The organism is Lacihabitans sp. LS3-19 (assembly GCF_024343575.1).
Classification (GTDB): Bacteria; Bacteroidota; Bacteroidia; order Cytophagales; family Spirosomataceae; genus Leadbetterella.
In genome coordinates, this window is the sequence record NZ_RJUA01000120.1 from 68,249 (window position 1) to 84,758 (window position 16,510).

At 33.1% G+C, this 16,510-nt stretch carries 14 protein-coding genes; 7 read left to right on the forward strand and 7 right to left on the reverse strand.

All coding sequences use genetic code 11. The annotated features are described in order from the left end of the window. Window positions 1–18 precede the first annotated feature (18 nt). Both EGI22_RS17900 and EGI22_RS17905 read right to left on the reverse strand, forming a co-directional pair. Window positions 19–1,044 carry a glutamine synthetase beta-grasp domain-containing protein gene (locus EGI22_RS17900; RefSeq protein ID WP_255069809.1) on the reverse strand — a complete coding sequence of 342 codons (1,026 nt, stop codon included), beginning with the start codon at window positions 1,042–1,044 and terminating at the stop codon, window positions 19–21. A 389-nt stretch (window positions 1,045–1,433) separates the two neighbouring features. Beyond that, the gene (locus tag EGI22_RS17905; protein WP_255069811.1) at window positions 1,434–2,993 is read right to left on the reverse strand and encodes an LTA synthase family protein; all 1,560 of its coding nucleotides are present in this window, start codon (window positions 2,991–2,993) and stop codon (window positions 1,434–1,436) included. 358 nt (window positions 2,994–3,351) lie between these two features. On the opposite strand from EGI22_RS17905, the gene EGI22_RS17910 reads away from it, so the two are divergent. The 4 genes from EGI22_RS17910 to EGI22_RS17925 are packed head-to-tail and all read left to right on the forward strand — an operon-like array spanning window position 3,352 to window position 7,436. Then, the gene (locus EGI22_RS17910) at window positions 3,352–5,544 is read left to right on the forward strand and encodes a glutamine synthetase III (RefSeq protein WP_255069812.1); all 2,193 of its coding nucleotides are present in this window, start codon (window positions 3,352–3,354) and stop codon (window positions 5,542–5,544) included. Continuing rightward, entirely contained in the window at window positions 5,541–6,089 is a 549-nt protein-coding gene (locus EGI22_RS17915; RefSeq protein ID WP_310588186.1) for a hypothetical protein, read from the forward strand. The genes EGI22_RS17910 and EGI22_RS17915 overlap by 4 nt, the downstream gene beginning before the upstream one ends. Then, window positions 6,067–6,780: a 16S rRNA (uracil(1498)-N(3))-methyltransferase gene (locus tag EGI22_RS17920; protein ID WP_255069813.1), complete on the forward strand. Its 714-nt coding sequence runs from the start codon at window positions 6,067–6,069 to the stop codon at window positions 6,778–6,780. Before EGI22_RS17915 ends, EGI22_RS17920 begins: the two co-directional genes overlap by 23 nt. Then, complete coding sequence (locus EGI22_RS17925; protein WP_255069814.1) at window positions 6,777–7,436, forward strand: DUF4159 domain-containing protein; 660 nt, start codon at window positions 6,777–6,779, stop codon at window positions 7,434–7,436. Before EGI22_RS17920 ends, EGI22_RS17925 begins: the two co-directional genes overlap by 4 nt. Here the strand turns inward: EGI22_RS17925 and EGI22_RS17930 are convergent. The 4 genes from EGI22_RS17930 to EGI22_RS17945 are packed head-to-tail and all read right to left on the reverse strand — an operon-like array spanning window position 7,430 to window position 12,379. Further along, window positions 7,430–8,428, reverse strand: a complete 999-nt coding sequence (locus EGI22_RS17930; RefSeq protein ID WP_255069815.1) for a hypothetical protein — start codon at window positions 8,426–8,428, stop codon at window positions 7,430–7,432. The two genes, EGI22_RS17925 and EGI22_RS17930, sit on opposite strands and share 7 nt — an antisense overlap. A gap of 3 nt (window positions 8,429–8,431) precedes the next feature. Beyond that, window positions 8,432–9,862, reverse strand: coding sequence for an MBOAT family protein (locus EGI22_RS17935; RefSeq protein WP_255069816.1), 1,431 nt, complete (start codon window positions 9,860–9,862; stop codon window positions 8,432–8,434). Window positions 9,863–9,867: 5 nt separating this feature from the next. After that, window positions 9,868–11,121 (reverse strand): dihydrolipoamide acetyltransferase family protein, encoded by a 1,254-nt coding sequence (locus EGI22_RS17940; RefSeq protein ID WP_255069817.1) that lies wholly within the window; start codon window positions 11,119–11,121, stop codon window positions 9,868–9,870. A 7-nt stretch (window positions 11,122–11,128) separates the two neighbouring features. Further along, window positions 11,129–12,379, reverse strand: coding sequence for a competence/damage-inducible protein A (locus tag EGI22_RS17945; RefSeq protein ID WP_255069818.1), 1,251 nt, complete (start codon window positions 12,377–12,379; stop codon window positions 11,129–11,131). Between the two features lie 114 nt (window positions 12,380–12,493). Between EGI22_RS17945 and EGI22_RS17950 the strand changes: the two genes are divergently transcribed. Then, window positions 12,494–13,210 carry a DUF4197 domain-containing protein gene (locus tag EGI22_RS17950; protein WP_255069819.1) on the forward strand — a complete coding sequence of 239 codons (717 nt, stop codon included), beginning with the start codon at window positions 12,494–12,496 and terminating at the stop codon, window positions 13,208–13,210. 30 nt (window positions 13,211–13,240) lie between these two features. Beyond that, a complete protein-coding gene (gene gldC / locus EGI22_RS17955) occupies window positions 13,241–13,588 on the forward strand; it encodes a gliding motility protein GldC (protein WP_255069820.1) in 348 nt (115 codons plus the stop codon). 54 nt (window positions 13,589–13,642) lie between these two features. Here the strand turns inward: gldC and EGI22_RS17960 are convergent, their stop codons facing one another. Further along, window positions 13,643–15,274: a S8 family peptidase gene (locus EGI22_RS17960; RefSeq protein ID WP_255069821.1), complete on the reverse strand. Its 1,632-nt coding sequence runs from the start codon at window positions 15,272–15,274 to the stop codon at window positions 13,643–13,645. Window positions 15,275–15,652: 378 nt separating this feature from the next. Between EGI22_RS17960 and hisG the strand changes: the two genes are divergently transcribed. Continuing rightward, on the forward strand, window positions 15,653–16,510 hold the full coding sequence (hisG, locus tag EGI22_RS17965; RefSeq protein WP_255069822.1) for an ATP phosphoribosyltransferase: 858 nt from the start codon (window positions 15,653–15,655) through the stop codon (window positions 16,508–16,510).

Sequence of the window (16,510 nt, forward strand, 5' to 3'; positions counted from 1 at the left end):
TAGCTAAAGTACTCTAAATTATAATTTAGCAGTTTTTACAGTTTTGATAATTCTAGCAGCTACTTTGTAAGGATCAGCTGCAGAGTTTGGACGACGATCTTCTAACCATCCTTTCCATCCTTTCTGCACTGCAGCGATTGGAATTCGAATAGAAGCTCCACGGTCAGAAACTCCATAAGAGAATTGGTCGATAGATTGAGTTTCATGTTTTCCAGTTAATCTTAAGTGATTATCAGCACCATAAACTGCAATGTGTTCTTTTACAAAAGGAGCAAATGATTGACAGATAATATCATAAACTTCTTTGTTTCCAGCAGTTCTAAGGGCTGTATTTGAGAAGTTAGCATGCATACCAGATCCATTCCAGTCTGTGTCGCCAAGTGGCTTACAGTGATAGTTCACCCAAACGTTATATTTCTCACAAGTTCTTTCTAATAAATATCTAGCTACCCAGATTTCGTCTCCAGCTTGAGCTGCACCTTTCGCAAAACATTGGAATTCCCACTGTCCTGCAGCAACTTCAGCATTGATACCTTCAACGTTCAATCCAGCTTGAAGACACCACTCTAAATGCTCTTCGATAATATGACGACCGTAGGCATTTTTTGCTCCAACTGAGCAGTAGTATGGTCCTTGAGGACGAGGATAACCGTTTTCTGGGAATCCTAATGGTAAATTTGTATCACAATCATATAAGAAATACTCTTGTTCGAATCCAAACCAGAAATCATTGTCATCATCTTCAATAGTAGCACGGCCATTTGATTCATGAGGATCTCCATTAGAATCTAAAACTTCACACATTACTAAATAAGCAGGTGTACCTAATAAAGAACGCTCAGGATCTTTACAGATATAAACTGGCTTCAACTGACAGTCAGATGAGCCACCTGGAGCTTGCTCAGTAGATGAACCATCAAAAGACCACATATCACAGTCTTCTAATTTTCCAGAGAAATCGTTTTCTATTTTGGTTTTGCTTCTTAGGCTTTGAGTTGGTTTGTAACCGTCTAGCCAAATGTACTCTAATTTCGCTTTTGCCATTTTTTGTAGTAATTTTTTATTGATTCTGTTTTTCTTAAAGAATTATGTTACAAATATATCAGGATATCCAAAATATTATTTCTCTTTTGAAAAAAAAATGACCGTTTTATTCTATTTTATTCGAAAAATACAACTATTTATAGAAATATTAAGATTTGAAATTTTGAAAATTAGTATTTCAACTATTTTTTCGAAAATAAATACTTTTTGTAAGCCAAAAAGCTTGATTTTTAAGTAGTATTTTAAGAATTTTCTATTTTTTAATTGAAATAAGTTGATTTTTAAACTAGTTTTTGGAAATAATTAAACTTTTCAACCTCATTCATAAAAGGCTTCAAATTAATTTTTATTCTTTATTCAAAAACAACCTTATTATAATATGGAAAACTTCAACGATTTAGAAAATCTTGATATGACTTCTGTTGTAAGGCTTTTCCTTCCATTAAATCACTCGTTTTTTCTAATTCAGAATGCAACATTAATTGTTTGCCAACATTATCAAATAATATTTCTTTGTTAGGCTTCACATAACCAAAACCATTATTGAAAACAAAAAATGCCCAAGGTTTCACATTGGTTTTAAACAAATCTTTGCTCCAGACAAAATCAGCTGCATTGATTTTTAATTGACCAAGTAGTGAAGAAGGAATATCGATTTGCGATGAAATAGCTTCATAAACGAAATTGTTTTTTACTGCTCCGCCTGTCCAAAGCATCGGTATTTTAAAATTATCCAGTCTCTTACCGGTTTCTGGCAATTTGTGCCCATGATCGCCTACAACTATAATTAAGGTATTTTTCCACCAATCTGTAGTTTTAGCTTTTTCTATAAACTTTCCAAAACTTTCGTCTGAATAATTCAGAGAGTTTAAATATAAATCTACAGTGTTTTGACCCGTTATTTTAGTTTCTCTTGGAGTTTCGAAAGGTTCGTGACTACTTAATGTTAATAGTGTTGCAAAGAACGGTTTTTGAGAACTGCCTTTATGATCTTCTAAAAATTTATCAAAAATAAATTCATCATGTACACCCCATTTTGAAGTTACCAATTCATCTGGAAAATCATTCATATCTACTATTTTCTCATAATTTGAAGAAAAAAGGTAAGATTTGATATTTGCAAAATCCGTATCACCACCATAATAAAATTGAGTAGAAAATCCATTTTCGCTGAAGGTTCTACTCAAGACAGGCAATGAAGCTGATTTGGTAGGTAATTTAATAATTGATTCAGTCGGTTGAGTTGGATATCCACTTAATATGCTCGTTATGGCTTTATCTGTTCTATCACCCATAGCATAGAGGTTAGAAAAATAAATCCCTTCATTCTTTAATTTATTAAAATAAGGAGTAATTTCTACATTATTGTGATTCTGATCCACAGCTTTTTTAGTGAAACTTTCCCATATAATTATTAAAACATTAGGCTTTGGATTGTTAAGGACATATTTCTTTGGCAATTCACTTTTATATAGATTTTCAACTGTTTTGTCTAAATCATCTTTTGGAAGATAGGTATAAGGATTGACTTTGTTTGAAGAATTGTGAAGTAAAGAGCTAAAGAAATTCCAAGGGGAATTTAATGCCGAAATATTGGCAAAATTATTCTTCGAAAAATAAACTGAACTGTGGTTCATAGGAGCTATCCCAAATCCGCCTCGAATTGGAATAATTAATACTGCTACCATTAGTAGACCATAAATTAAAAATGGAAAGTTTTTGATATACTTCCAATCATAGATTTTATTAGCAATTATTCTGTAAACAATGTAACTGGCAACAATTAGTAATAGAATAAAACTTATCAACAATGGTATAACAGGAGAACTTTTCACAGAAGCCCAAGCTTCTTTTGGTGTTTTAAGATAGGCTAAAGGGGTTGCGTCTAATCTAAAAGACCAAATATTATAAACTTCTAAATCGACAACGATTATTAAAGTTATGATCATTGTTAATATAAAAGTGTATGAAAAAATGGTGTTTTGAAATAGACTTTTATTAATGAAATTTGAAAAAGTAACCCATAAAAAAGGAAATATACACAGGTAGCCAGCCATAGACAAATCCATTTTGAATCCATGCCAAAAAATCCCAAAAACAGTCTCAAGGGTAAGGTTTTTTGAATCTTCTATATGATAGGAAAGAAAAATTATCCTGGCTGCCAAAAAATAAATGGTCCAAAAAGAAAAATATATTAACATGAACCTTAACCTTTCTCTCATATATTTTACGATTTAATTTAAAAAGAAAAAAACAAATGCTTATTTTGCCTCAAATATAATTACAACAAACCATTTTTCTTAAAATATGTCCGAACTTAGATGGAAAGCGATTGATGTAGCACAAAATCGCACGATTCCAAAAATCAACATTCCGGAAGGCAAAGTAACTGATTTTTATGGCATTCACACCTTTACAGACGAGGCTATGAAAACCCTACTTTCACCAGATGCCTATAAAAAAGTTTCAAACGCTATAAGGACTGGAGATAATATTGAAGGCAATGTGGCAGACGAAGTAGCTTCGGCTATGAAATCATGGGCCATTTCAAAAGGTGCCACGCACTATACCCACTGGTTCCAACCATTGACCGGCGGAACTGCCGAAAAACATGATGCTTTTTTTGATATTTCGTTTGACGGTCACGCCATCGAGAAATTCAAGGGTAGTGCATTGGTTCAGCAAGAATCAGATGCTTCGTCTCTTCCAAACGGGGGAATCAGAGAGACTTTTGAGGCCAGAGGATATACCGTTTGGGACCCTAACTCACCAGCATTTATAAGCTACAATAGTTCTGGTACGGGTACTTTATGTATTCCTAGCATCTATTTTTCATACACAGGAGAGCTTTTAGATGCTAAAACGCCATTGTTAAACTCTACGATTGTTTTAGACAAAGCAGCAACTGCAGTTGCCAATATTTTTGACAGAAATGTTGAAAAAGTAACAGCAACTTGTGGTATTGAACAAGAGTATTTCTTGGTAGATAAAGCACTTTATTCTTCTCGCCCTGATTTGATAATGTGCGGGAGATCAGTATTTGGTCATTCGCCTGCCAAGGGTCAACAGCTTGAAGACCATTACTTTGGGTCGATTCCACCAAGAATCAATGCCTTTATGGTGGATTTTGAGATTGAAGCTTTGAAAATTGGAATACCAGTAAGAACCCGTCATAATGAAGTGGCTCCAGGTCAATTTGAAGTAGCACCGACATTTGAGGAAATAAACTTGGCTTGCGATCATAATATTCTTTTGATGGATATAATGAAAAAAACGGCCATGAAACATAATTTCGAAGTTCTTTTTCATGAAAAACCATTCGCAGGCATAAACGGAAGCGGAAAACACAATAACTGGTCTATTAAAACAGACACAGGAGTAAATCTATTGGGACCAAGTACAAAACCTAAAGAAAGTTTGCGTTTTGTTACATTTTTGGTAAACATCGTAAAGGCAGTTTACGAGAATGCAGACATGCTTAGAGCCACTGTGGCCACTGCAGGAAACGAACATAGACTTGGGGCAAATGAGGCTCCACCTGCAATCATTTCAGTATTTTTAGGCACTCAAATGACCAAGGTACTTGAGGATATTGAAAACAAAGAAATAATTGAAATTGAAAAAGGTGAAAATGCCTATATAAAATTAGGTTTAAATAGAATTCCTTCTGTTTTGCTTGACAACACAGACAGAAACAGAACTTCACCTTTTGCTTTTACAGGAAATAAATTCGAATTTAGAGCGGTTGGGTCCTCAGCTAATTCGGCTACTCCAATGATGGTTTTGAATACCATTGTAGCTAAGCAATTAGAAGCTTTCAGAAAAGAATATGATTTAGAAAGAGAAAGAGATCCTTCTAAAAAAGAAGGCATTATCTTGAAAATTCTGAAAAAATACATCAAAGAATCAAAGGATATTTTGTTTGAAGGCAATGGCTATTCTAAAGAATGGGAAGATGAAGCTGCAAAGAGAGGATTGTCAAATATTAAAGATGTACCAGATGCCTTAAAAGCTTATATTTCTGAACAAACAATCGAACTTTTTGAGTCCATGAAGGTGTTGACTCAACGAGAACTTCATGCACGCTATGAAATTAGATTGGAGAATTACATCAAGAAAATTCAGATTGAGTCTCGTGTAATAGGAGATTTAGCTCAAAATCATGTAGTTTCTACTGCAATTAAATATCAAACCAGATTGGTTCAAACCGCAAAAGCTTTGATAGATTTGGACATGAAAGATGAAGCTGAGCCGATTGTTTCTATTATTAAAGATATTTCGAAACATGTAAACGTGATATCAAAAAATGTTAAAGATATGACGGATGCTCGTAAGAAAGCGAATAATACGGAAGAGCTTACCGAAAGAGCAAAAATGTATTCAAACGATGTCAAGACATATTTTGATATAATTCGAAAAAGTGTTGATAAATTAGAGCTCATCATTGACGATGAGGATTGGCCATTAACCAAATATAGGGAACTTTTATATATAAGATGATGATGATGAACGACGGTTTTAAACAAGAAGAGATTGACCAATTGAAAGCGGAATGCGAAGATGAAGGTCAGAGTTTTGTGCTGGTAGAAGATGAGGAGGATTTTGATGATGAAAGCGAGTTCGCACATTTCCAGTTTGTGGGCATGCACGAAGGAAAAGAAGTGATTTATGATGCACTTTTGAGTACCTTGTCTCTTCACCATAGTAGTTTACTTTATGAAGAAGCTGAGAAAAAAGTAGTTAAAATTTACAAGGATTTTGTGCCGTTTGAAGAAAGGGTAGAAGGCGTAAAAGTAAACGAAGAAGCTGAGCAAATGATAGAAGAGCTCATAGAGGAAATGGAAGACGAAGAAACTATAAAAGTTTCAGAATTTGTGGAGATAGAATTGGATTTTGAATATGGAATCGGGCTTGATATTGCATTGAATGTTGAAGAAATTACTGTTGAGGTAATTGAGGATTTCATTAAAAATTTCAATGCTGGAACAGTAAAATTAGACAAGACGCTCTACAGCTTTAAGCATGGTTTCGAAGACGAAGATTGATTTTCTGTTTTATTGTCCTGATATTGAGAAGAATAGATGTTTAGATTTGGCTGACTCAATGCATGTGGCTAAAGTTCTTCGCAAAAAACAGGGAGATATTATTCAAATAACGGATGGAGTAGGGGGCTGGTACAGATGTGCTGTATCAGACCCTAATCCCAAAGCTTGCAAGTTTGAGATATTAGAAGAACAGAAAGAATATAACAAAGCAAAAAGGGAAATCTACATCGCTATTTGTCCTACAAAAAATGCAGATAGAATCGAATATTTTATTGAAAAGTCTATTGAAATTGGTGTTAGTGGAATTTTCTTCCTAAAAACGCAAAATACGTATCCAAAGAAAATAAATAATGAGCGATTCCGAAAAATAGCCATTTCGGCGATGAAACAATCTTTGAAAGCCTATTTGCCTTTTTTAAGTGAATTAATTTTATTTTCTGATTTTTTGAAAAAACATTCTGAATTTGAACAAAAAGTGATTGCTCATTTAGCAAATGACGCAGAAGATATTATTTCACTTGATATAAAAGACAAAATATTGGTTTTGATAGGACCAGAAGGAGATTTTTCAACATCTGAAATACAAATGGCGAAAGAAAGTGGTTTTAAAAATATAACTTTGGGACAAAATAGATTAAGAACAGAAACAGCTGGAGTATTGGCAGCAAGTATCCTGAATTTAAAATTATGAGAAAATTAGTATTCGCATTTTTAGCTTTATTTACTTTCAATTTTGCATTTTCTCAAATGTACACATTGAAAATTGCGAAGTTGAAATACAATGGAGGAGGAGATTGGTATGCCAATAAAACTTCTTTGCCTAATCTTATTAATTTTTGTAATAAAAACCTAAAGACCAATATATTTCCTGAAGAAGATATAATTGAGCCAGGTGATAAAAAACTATTTCAGTATCCATTTGTGCACATGACTGGTCATGGAAATGTGACTTTCTCAGAACAAGAAGCTAAAAATCTTAGGAATTATTTGATAGCAGGAGGTTTTTTGCATATTGATGACAACTATGGCCTAAACCAGTTTGCAAGAAGAGAAATGAAAAAAGTTTTTCCTGAACACGATTTTGTTGAGATTCCATTTTCTCATCCAATTTATCACCAGAAATATCAATTTAACAAAGGTTTACCAAAAATTCACGAACATGACAATAAACCACCTCAAGGTTTTGGAATAATACATGAAGGTAAATTGGTATGTTTTTTTACTTTTGAATGTGATTTAGGAAATGGATGGGAAGATCAATCCATTTACAATGACCCGGAAAGTACAAGACAAGAAGCTCTAAAAATGGGAGCAAATTTGGTACAGTTTGCCTTTACAAATTATTGATATATTTCTTCAAGAATTTGTTTTCCCACCGAAGGTTTGAAATGCGAGCCTTCGTAATAATTTCCTAAATAATTGGTATATTTATTCTTTCCTGAATAATTATAAACCCTATTTTTTCCGAAATATATATTCAGGATTTCTAAATCCAAAGCGTTATAATCTCTTTGGTCATACAGCGGAGCAATAATAATCTTGTAGTCCGTTTTGTTTCTTTTAAAAATCTCAGCAATTTTTTTCAAATTCTCAATATGATATTTCTTTATGGAAGCTTCCAACATTATTGGCGAATTTGTTCTTTTAGGAAACTCGTCAGATTTATAATAGTTTAAAGAATCAGCATTGATTTTTGCTATATTTTCTGGAAAGAGAAAGTTGTTATTGGGAGTTGTATAAAAATATTTAAACTTAAAAAACTCATCCATATAAGGCCTGAAAGTTTTAAATATCTTCAAATCGAAAAAGGAAACAAAATATTGTTTTTTGAAAAAAGACTTGAAAAAGATCAAATGATATTGAAAGAAATTGGTTGAATCATCCCACCTATAGTCTTTCAAATGTACAATGGATTCAGATTTGTCAAATTTTTCACTAAAAGTGTCATTATCTATTAATACAATGGCATTTTTTATTTGATTTCCATTTTTCTCGATAAACGCTAATTTTTCAGCGATTCCCGAGATATTGTCATTGAAAGAATCAAAATGATATGGGTTTGCATCATTAATATTTTTGCCAAAATCTTCAGTTAAAAATGCACTTGACCTAGAACTTCCAAAAATGAATGATTTAAAATTGAATTTTGGATTATTATTTAAAAATGTCTGCGTACTTATTCTGTTTCTATTGTAAGTTTTCAAAAAATTACTTCCGTAGTCTTCATAATTATATAAAACATGGAATGGGTCAAAAATAAAATAACTAATAGCCAATATCCAGATTGGAAGACCAAACAAAAAAAGTTTTTTTATGAATATTTTGAAATTGTTTGTCATGAATTAAAACTGGAAATAGATAAACTGTACTTCGCCAAAATAACCGAAAGTCAATAAAAAGAATAAAAAGAAATAGTACATTCCGTATCGTTGCCACCTAGGTCTGGATTCCACCCAAACTCCCATGTCTTTGGTGTTTTGCATATATTGAACTGTTTCCAAAATTACCATTCCAACTAGTACAACCAAAAGGTCTTTGAGGCCAATTAAATCCACAATTTGCTTGAAACTATGGCTGCTTTTGGCAAACATATTCATAATTACATATTTGGCATCAGAAAACTTAGTTGCCCTAAAAAATATCCAAGCAAAAACAACCAAAGCTACTGTTATGATATTTTGTAGGATGTTGCTCAATTTATTTCCAAACAGTCCAAAAAACCTTTGTTGGGCATTTTTAGTTAACTGCCCAATAATCTGGTAAAATCCATGCAAAGCTCCCCATATTACAAAGTTCCAACTGGCACCATGCCACAAACCACTTACCATAAAAACAAAAAACAAGTTGAAATATTTTCGTGAAGTACTCACTCGATTACCTCCCAATGGAATATACAAATAGTCTCTAAACCATGTTGAAAGCGATATATGCCATCTTTTCCAAAACTCAGATATGCTTTTTGCATAATAGGGTCTGTCAAAGTTTTTCATTAATTTAAAGCCCATTGTACGTGCAGTACCTAAGGCAATATCAGAATATCCAGAAAAATCACAATAGATTTGGATAGAATAAAATAGCGTTGCAATAAGCAAAGGAGCTCCTTGATATTGACCCAAATCCCCATACACTTTATCTACAAAAACACTTAGATTATCAGCTATCACTACTTTTTTGAACATTCCCCAAAGTATAAGTCTCAGGCCAGACTTAACACGCTCAATATCAAATTCATGCTTTTCATAAAACTGATATAGAACATTTTGAGGTCGTTCAATTGGTCCTGCAACCAACTGTGGGTAAAACATTACATACAATGCATATATTCCAAAGTTTCGTTCCACTTTTTGGTTGCCTCGGTACACTTCTATGGTGTAACTCATGGCCTGAAAAGTATGAAAAGAAAGACCTATGGGAAGAATAAAATGCCATAAAGGGTCATAATGTGTTCCGTTAATTCTAAAAGTAACTGAATTTACGTTTGCTAAAATGAAGTAATAATATTTAAACAAAGCTAAAACGCCGATATTAGCTACCAAACTTATAGCCAAAGCCCATTTTCGCTTAACTCCCTGGCTTTGGTCTATCCAAATACCAGCAAAATAATCGATTACTATAGTAAAAAGTAGAATGAATATATATTCCCACTTAAAAAAAGCATAAAAAACGCAACTTGCAACCAAAAGTAACGCCCATCTCAATTTGTAAGGAATTACAAAATATAGAAAGGTTACAATTGGAAAAAATAGTAAAAACTCAAATGAATTGAAAAGCATAGTGATTAGTTTAGGACTCTTTTTGTATCAAAGTTTTCTAAAAAATCTGTAACTTCTTTTACGAATAATCCTCCTAGAGAGCCGTCGATGACTCTATGGTCAAAAGAATGAGAAATTACCATTTTCTGGCGAATTCCTAAAAGGTCACCATCAGGGGTTTCAATTACCGCAGGCATTTTTCTAATTACCCCAAATGCCATAATACCCACTTGAGGCTGCATAATGATGGGCGTTCCGGCTAGATTCCCAAATGTCCCAATATTCGTAATGGTATAAGTTCCACCTAATAACTCTTCGGGTTTCAACTGATTATTTCTAGCTCTTTTGGCTAAATCATTGACTTTAACGGCCAATTGACTCAAAGAATATTTATCGGCTTGATGAATTACTGGCACAATCAAATTTCCACTTGGCAAAGCCACTGCCATTCCAATATTAATATCTTTTTTATAAATAATATTTTCGCCTTCTACTTGAATATTTATACCAGGATATTTTTTTAATGCAGAAACTACAGCTTCTATCAAGATAGGCGTGAAAGTAAGATTCTCTTTGAATTCCTTAATAAAGCTCTCCTTTATTTTTAATCGCCAGTTTACAGTAGAAGTCATGTCTGCTTCCATAAAAACTGTAACATGAGGTGATATAGCCTTAGATTCAACCATGCGTTTGGATATCATCTTACGCATACGATCCATTTCTACAATTTGGTCTTCACCCACATGCTGGATAACGGGAGTTTCAGATAAGAATTTTTTAGGGGTGTTTTTAGAATTAATAAAATCTAAAATATCGTCCTTAGTTACTCTTTTTTCAAAACCTGTTCCTTTAATATTGTCTAATTCAGCTTGAGAAATATTTTCTTTTTTGGCAATATTGAGTACCAAAGGAGAATAAAAACGAGAAGCTGAACTTGAAAGAAGATTCGGCATTGAAACTATCTCCTCAAAGCTTTTTTCTAAATGATTGGCATAATCTTCTTCAGTTTTCTCACCAACTTTTTGAATCACAACGTCACTATCTGTTTCAATTTCGCAAATTGGATTTCCTATCAAGGCTACATCTCCTTCCTTTACTAAAAATTTGGTTATAATTCCAGTATGCGAAGACCCAATTTCGGTATCAATTTTATCAGTTGCTACTTCAAGTATCATATCGTCTACCTGAACCTGGGCTCCTTCGTTTACTAACCATTTTAAAACCGTACATTCAAAAATACTTTCGCCCATACTAGGCATTAATATCTCCACTTTTGCCATAAAATATTTACTTACCCTTGGTTAATATTCTTAAAAAATCCAAAGCTGCTTTTGCACTATACTGAATGTTAACCATTCTGATTTTGCCCAATTGAAGCTTTTTTGTTATAGTTTGTTGTTCGTTACTTACTGCAATCCAGACAGTTCCCACAGGTTTTTCAGGAGTTCCTCCGTCCGGACCTGCTATACCACTCGTTGCAATTCCGTAAGTAGTTCCTAATAATTTCCTGACACCTTCTGCCATTTCTATTATTGTTTGCTCACTTACAGCCCCAAATTTAGTCAATGTTTCTTGTTTTACCTTTAAAACCTCCATTTTTGCTTCATTAGAATAACTAACAACACCACCCATAAAATAAGCTGAACTGCCAGCAATAGATGTAAAAAGATGAGACAAATAACCTCCAGTGCAACTTTCGGCTACACTTACAGTTTCATTTCTATGTTTCAGAATATTTCCAATAGCTTCTTCAATCTCTTCATTTTCTGTACTGTAAATAAATTGTTCAATCAATAGAACAAGTTTTTCTACTTCTACTTCAATTTCATTTTTTAGAATTTCTCGGTCATTTCCTATGCCAGTTAATCGCAATTTCACTTGGCCAAAATTTGGTAAATAAGCCAATTTTATATGACTTGGTAAATTATCTTCCCAATTTTCGATTTTTTCAGCTAAAAATGACTCCCCTAAACCTATGGTTCTTATTACCTTATGCACTATTTCAGGCAATTCAAATTGGGCTTTTAGCCGAGGTATCACCTCGTTTGTCATCAGATATTTCATTTCTACTGGCACACCAGGCATAGAAACTATAATCTTCCCATCTTTATTAAACCACATGCCTGGAGCGGTGCCCGTTGCGTTATGCAAATAGGTACATTTCGATGGAATTGCGGCTTGTTGTCTGTTTAATTCAGTAAATGGTCGGCCCCTTTTTTCGAAGAAATCTTTAATAAAACTTTCCGCTTGAGAATTAATCACTAAACTATCATCAAAAAAGTCCGCCAAAGTTGTTTTAGTAATATCATCTTTTGTCGGGCCTAAACCTCCCGTAATCAATACAATATCTACTCTTTCTAAACTTTCTTTTAAGATATTTAAAATCTCAGATTTATCGTCACCAATTGAAGTTTTCCTTAAAGTCTTTATGCCTATTTGATCAAGATTTTCCGACATCCATTGCGTATTGGTGTCTGTTATTTGACCGTATAAAATCTCGTCGCCTATCGTTATTACCTCGGCATAAATTATTTTCATTAATAAAAATGTTTATAATAAACTGTTACAAAATCACTAAATTTGCGTTTTAATAGAAATACGTCCGAATTTCTCAAAATAAAAGGACAAATCCAATTTTCAAAAAATACAAATATGAAAAAACACTTATTATTAGCAAGTATCATTTTTTTAGGACTAACTTCTTGCGGCCAAAAAATAAATTTCGGAAATGTCGTAAATTCTGTTTTGTCTAACGCCCCTTTAACAGAGGACGAAATCGGGCAAGGCTTAAAAGAAGCGTTATCTGTGGGTATCAATTTAGGTGCTGATAAGGCTTCAGCTTTAGATGGGTACTTTAAAAATCCAAAAATCAGAATTCCTTTTCCTCCTGAAGTTCAAAAAGTTGAAACCGCTTTAAGAAATATTGGACTTGGTGGCGAAGTAGATAAATTTGTTTTGGCATTAAACAGAGGTGCAGAAAATGCAGCAGTGCAAGCAAAACCGATATTTATTTCCGCTATTAAACAATTGACTATTAGAGATGCTATTAATATTTTAAGAGGGGAAAAAGATGCTGCAACTCAGTTTTTGAGAAGAACCACTTCCCCTCAGTTGATTCAAGCTTTTGAACCTTTTATGGTTAAATCTCTAGAGAATACTCAAGCAACTAAATATTATACTGACATAGCCAATGTTTACAATAAAATACCTTTCACGTCTAAAGTAAACCCAGACTTAAAAGGCTACGCAACACAAAAGGCTATAGATGGTTTGTTTATTTTAGTAGCTGACGAAGAGGCAAAAATCAGAGAAAACCCTATGGCCAGAACCTCAGAATTATTGAAAAGAGTTTTTGGAAGTAACCAGTAAAATTAATTATTAGAAAATTTAGAATAAAAAATGACAAAATCGGAGATAAATTTCACGATAGAATTGGATGAAAACAGAGTGCCAGAGAAAATTTTCTGGGACGCTACCGAAAACCCAAATGAGGGTATAAACGAAAGTAAAGCTATCTCAATTAGTGTTTGGGATCACTATCACAAAGGTTTATTAGGAATAAACCTTTGGACAAAAGATATGCCGGTTGACGAAATGAACCACTTTGCAATCGACGTAGTAGGTAATTTGTCTCAAATGCTTAAAGACTCTACGCAAGATCCAAAAATAATTGAGATACTTGAAGAAGCTGGCCAAAAAATGACCAAACATTTAAAAGAGCAAGCTGAAAAAGAACAGACAAAGTAGAAATTCAACCTTATAGAAAAACCTCATTATTGAGGTTTTTTTTATGTCCAAATCTTAGTTTTTAATGAGTTTTAAAGATTTATTCTGATTCGAATCTCTAAATTTAATTATGTAAACTCCAGAAGGTAAATTATTAATATTTTGATTCAAAACTGCTAAAGTTTGATATTTTTGATTAATAATTCTTCCAAAAGAATCAAAAACCCTAATTTCTTTATTATTGTCAATAATATCCCCTCCAATTTTTATATTTAGTAGTTGATTTCCTTCGATTGGATTGGGGTAAATTATAGTTTCCAGGTCGGTATTTTCAATTGCAAGAACTTCCAAAGCAATCTGGTAAGCTTTCTTGTAATTTGGTATTCCATAACCCATCCTGTTGTCCGGGGTTTCATATTGACTGGCGGATTTTATCAAAATATCCCTAATTTTCATAGCAGAATAATCAGGAAAAGCTTGTTTAAAACTTGCGGCAAAGCCAGCAATTAAAGGAGATGAAAAAGAGGTTCCTGATGAAGTTGAGGCATTTGGATTGGAAACAATAACTGATGTTTGAGAACCTTTCGCTGATAGTTCTGGCTTAATATTTCCTTTGGCATTGGGACCTGGAGAACTAAACCCAACAATTAAACCATTTGCATCTACAGCTGCAATTGTCAGAACAGAATCAGCATCAGAAGGAGTAACTAAATGATTCCAGCCGTTTCCTCCTTCATTTCCAGCCGAATTTACGACTATTATTCCGGTTGCAACAGCAAAATCGGCTGCCTGAGCACTGATGGTTTTATCACCATTCAAATCTTCAAATTTATAGTTAGTTGCTGGATTGTCAAACTCATAATAACCTAATGATGAATTAATTACATCCACGCCTAAGCTATCTGCCATTTCAGCCGCAAACAACCAATACACTTCCTCAATTCTTGTTTCTGTATTTACATCCTCAGTTTTGAATAGTGCAATGCTTGCATCTGGGGCAGTTCCAATCATTTGGCCAGGCAATTTTGCCGCTATGCAACTCAGAGCCGCCGTTCCATGCCAATGCGATTCATAAACCGTCGTATCGTTATCAACGAAATCAAAAGTTTTAACTATTTTTTTTTCAGAAAATAAATGAGAAAATGCAGCTAAACTTGGCAATTTGTCAAAACCGGCGTCAAAAACCGCAACCAAAATTCCTACACCTGTATAATTATCTTTATGCATTTCATCAGCTCCCAATTGTTGAATTTGGTTCATTGAATTACCATAACTATAATCGACTTCGGAGCCTAGTTTTTTAAGACTGAGATTTACATTTTCAGCGTTTTTTGTCCTCGCTCCCCTAATATCTTGGTTTCCATCTACACTTTTTACAAAATTTAGTTTAGAAACTTTTGTCAATATTTCTGGCGAAGATTCTATCAATACTGCATTTAACCATTTTGAAGTCCTGATTACTTTTGCCCCAGCATCTTGTATTTGAGAAATATAACCAATGTTTACAGGTAAATCTCTAGATATAATTGGAATGCTTTGTTTTTGCCTTCTTTGTAAGGAACGAGGGGAGAGAAATTTTTCTGGAGAGGATATAGAAAAAGCCGAATTGTTTTTGTCTTTTAAATATACAAAATATCTATTTTGACCAAAACTTGAATGATAACTGGCAAAGAATACAATGAAAATGATTTTAAAAATAAGCTTCATCTCTTTTTTTATTTATTCAAAAATAAGTAAAGAAATTTCTAAATAGAACTTCTTTATCTATAAATAATTAAAAAAAAGCGTAAGTAGAATTATTTTTACAAATTAATTAGGCCTAAGAATACCAAAGCTATTATAAATAGTAAATTGAAAATTTTAAACCATTTAAAATTAATAACAGATGAAGGTGTTTTGGCTTTGTTGTAGTTTAAATTATAATCTTTCATTGGGCAAACGTTTTATTAGGATAACATTTTTTTATAAAACTAATTATAGAAATTGAATTTTCAAAATTTATTGAAAAAATATTATCATTTAATGTTAATTTCTTAAAAAAAAGTGAGCTAATTTTGTGCCAATCAAATATTGTGGGTAGTAATAATGCAAAATATACGTATAGCGATACAGAAATCGGGGAGATTGAGTGAAGATTCTTTAGAATTATTCAAAGAATGCGGGATAAAGTTAGAAATGGGAAAAGGAAGATTGAAGTCGCTATCTTCGAATTTTAATGCTGAATTTCTGTTTCTGAGAGATGATGATATTCCAGGATACGTAGAAGATGGCGTGGCAGATTTAGGAATTGTGGGTGAAAATGTACTAGTAGAATCTGCAAAAAAAGTAAATCTTATCAAAAGATTAGGTTTTTCTAAATGTAGACTTTCAATAGCTGTTCCGAGAGAGGATAATTATAATGGTCCAGAATCCCTTCAAAATAAAAGTATTGCTACTTCCTATCCGATGCTTTTAGGCAGATATTTGGAAGAAAACGGAATCAAAGCAAATATCCATGAAATAAGTGGTTCTGTAGAAATAGCTCCTTCTATAGGATTGGCTGACGCAGTTTGCGATATTGTAAGTTCTGGAAGCACACTTTTGAGTAATGGTTTAAAAGAAGTTCAAAAAATATTCAAATCTGAGGCGGTTTTAATTGGAAATACTAATCTAAGCGATACAAACAAGCAAATTCTGGAGAAAATATTATTTAGAATAAATGCCGTTCAAAAAGCTCAAGACAATAAGTACATATTACTAAATGCTCCAAATGATAAGTTAGACGATATCATAAAAATAATAGCTGGAATGAAAAGCCCAACTGTGATGCCTTTGGCAATAGAAGGTTGGAGTTCAGTACATTCGGTTTTAGAAGAAAATGAATTTTGGGAAAAAATAGAGGCATTGCGAAATGCTGGTGCACAAGGTATTTTGGTTATTCCTATAGAAAAAATGATTCTTTAA

What these genes read in the sequence shown, in the direction of transcription:
- EGI22_RS17900 (WP_255069809.1), bottom strand. Translation starts at nt 1,044, where the DNA reads ATGGCAAAAGCGAAATTAGAGTACATTTGGCTAGACGGTTACAAACCA.
- EGI22_RS17905 (WP_255069811.1), bottom strand. Translation starts at nt 2,993, where the DNA reads ATGATCATAACTTTAATAATCGTTGTCGATTTAGAAGTTTATAATATT.
- EGI22_RS17910 (WP_255069812.1), top strand. Translation starts at nt 3,352, where the DNA reads ATGTCCGAACTTAGATGGAAAGCGATTGATGTAGCACAAAATCGCACG.
- EGI22_RS17915 (WP_310588186.1), top strand. Translation starts at nt 5,541, where the DNA reads ATGATGATGATGAACGACGGTTTTAAACAAGAAGAGATTGACCAATTG.
- EGI22_RS17920 (WP_255069813.1), top strand. Translation starts at nt 6,067, where the DNA reads ATGGTTTCGAAGACGAAGATTGATTTTCTGTTTTATTGTCCTGATATT.
- EGI22_RS17925 (WP_255069814.1), top strand. Translation starts at nt 6,777, where the DNA reads ATGAGAAAATTAGTATTCGCATTTTTAGCTTTATTTACTTTCAATTTT.
- EGI22_RS17930 (WP_255069815.1), bottom strand. Translation starts at nt 8,428, where the DNA reads ATGACAAACAATTTCAAAATATTCATAAAAAAACTTTTTTTGTTTGGT.
- EGI22_RS17935 (WP_255069816.1), bottom strand. Translation starts at nt 9,862, where the DNA reads ATGCTTTTCAATTCATTTGAGTTTTTACTATTTTTTCCAATTGTAACC.
- EGI22_RS17940 (WP_255069817.1), bottom strand. Translation starts at nt 11,121, where the DNA reads ATGGCAAAAGTGGAGATATTAATGCCTAGTATGGGCGAAAGTATTTTT.
- EGI22_RS17945 (WP_255069818.1), bottom strand. Translation starts at nt 12,379, where the DNA reads ATGAAAATAATTTATGCCGAGGTAATAACGATAGGCGACGAGATTTTA.
- EGI22_RS17950 (WP_255069819.1), top strand. Translation starts at nt 12,494, where the DNA reads ATGAAAAAACACTTATTATTAGCAAGTATCATTTTTTTAGGACTAACT.
- gldC (WP_255069820.1), top strand. Translation starts at nt 13,241, where the DNA reads ATGACAAAATCGGAGATAAATTTCACGATAGAATTGGATGAAAACAGA.
- EGI22_RS17960 (WP_255069821.1), bottom strand. Translation starts at nt 15,274, where the DNA reads ATGAAGCTTATTTTTAAAATCATTTTCATTGTATTCTTTGCCAGTTAT.
- hisG (WP_255069822.1), top strand. Translation starts at nt 15,653, where the DNA reads ATGCAAAATATACGTATAGCGATACAGAAATCGGGGAGATTGAGTGAA.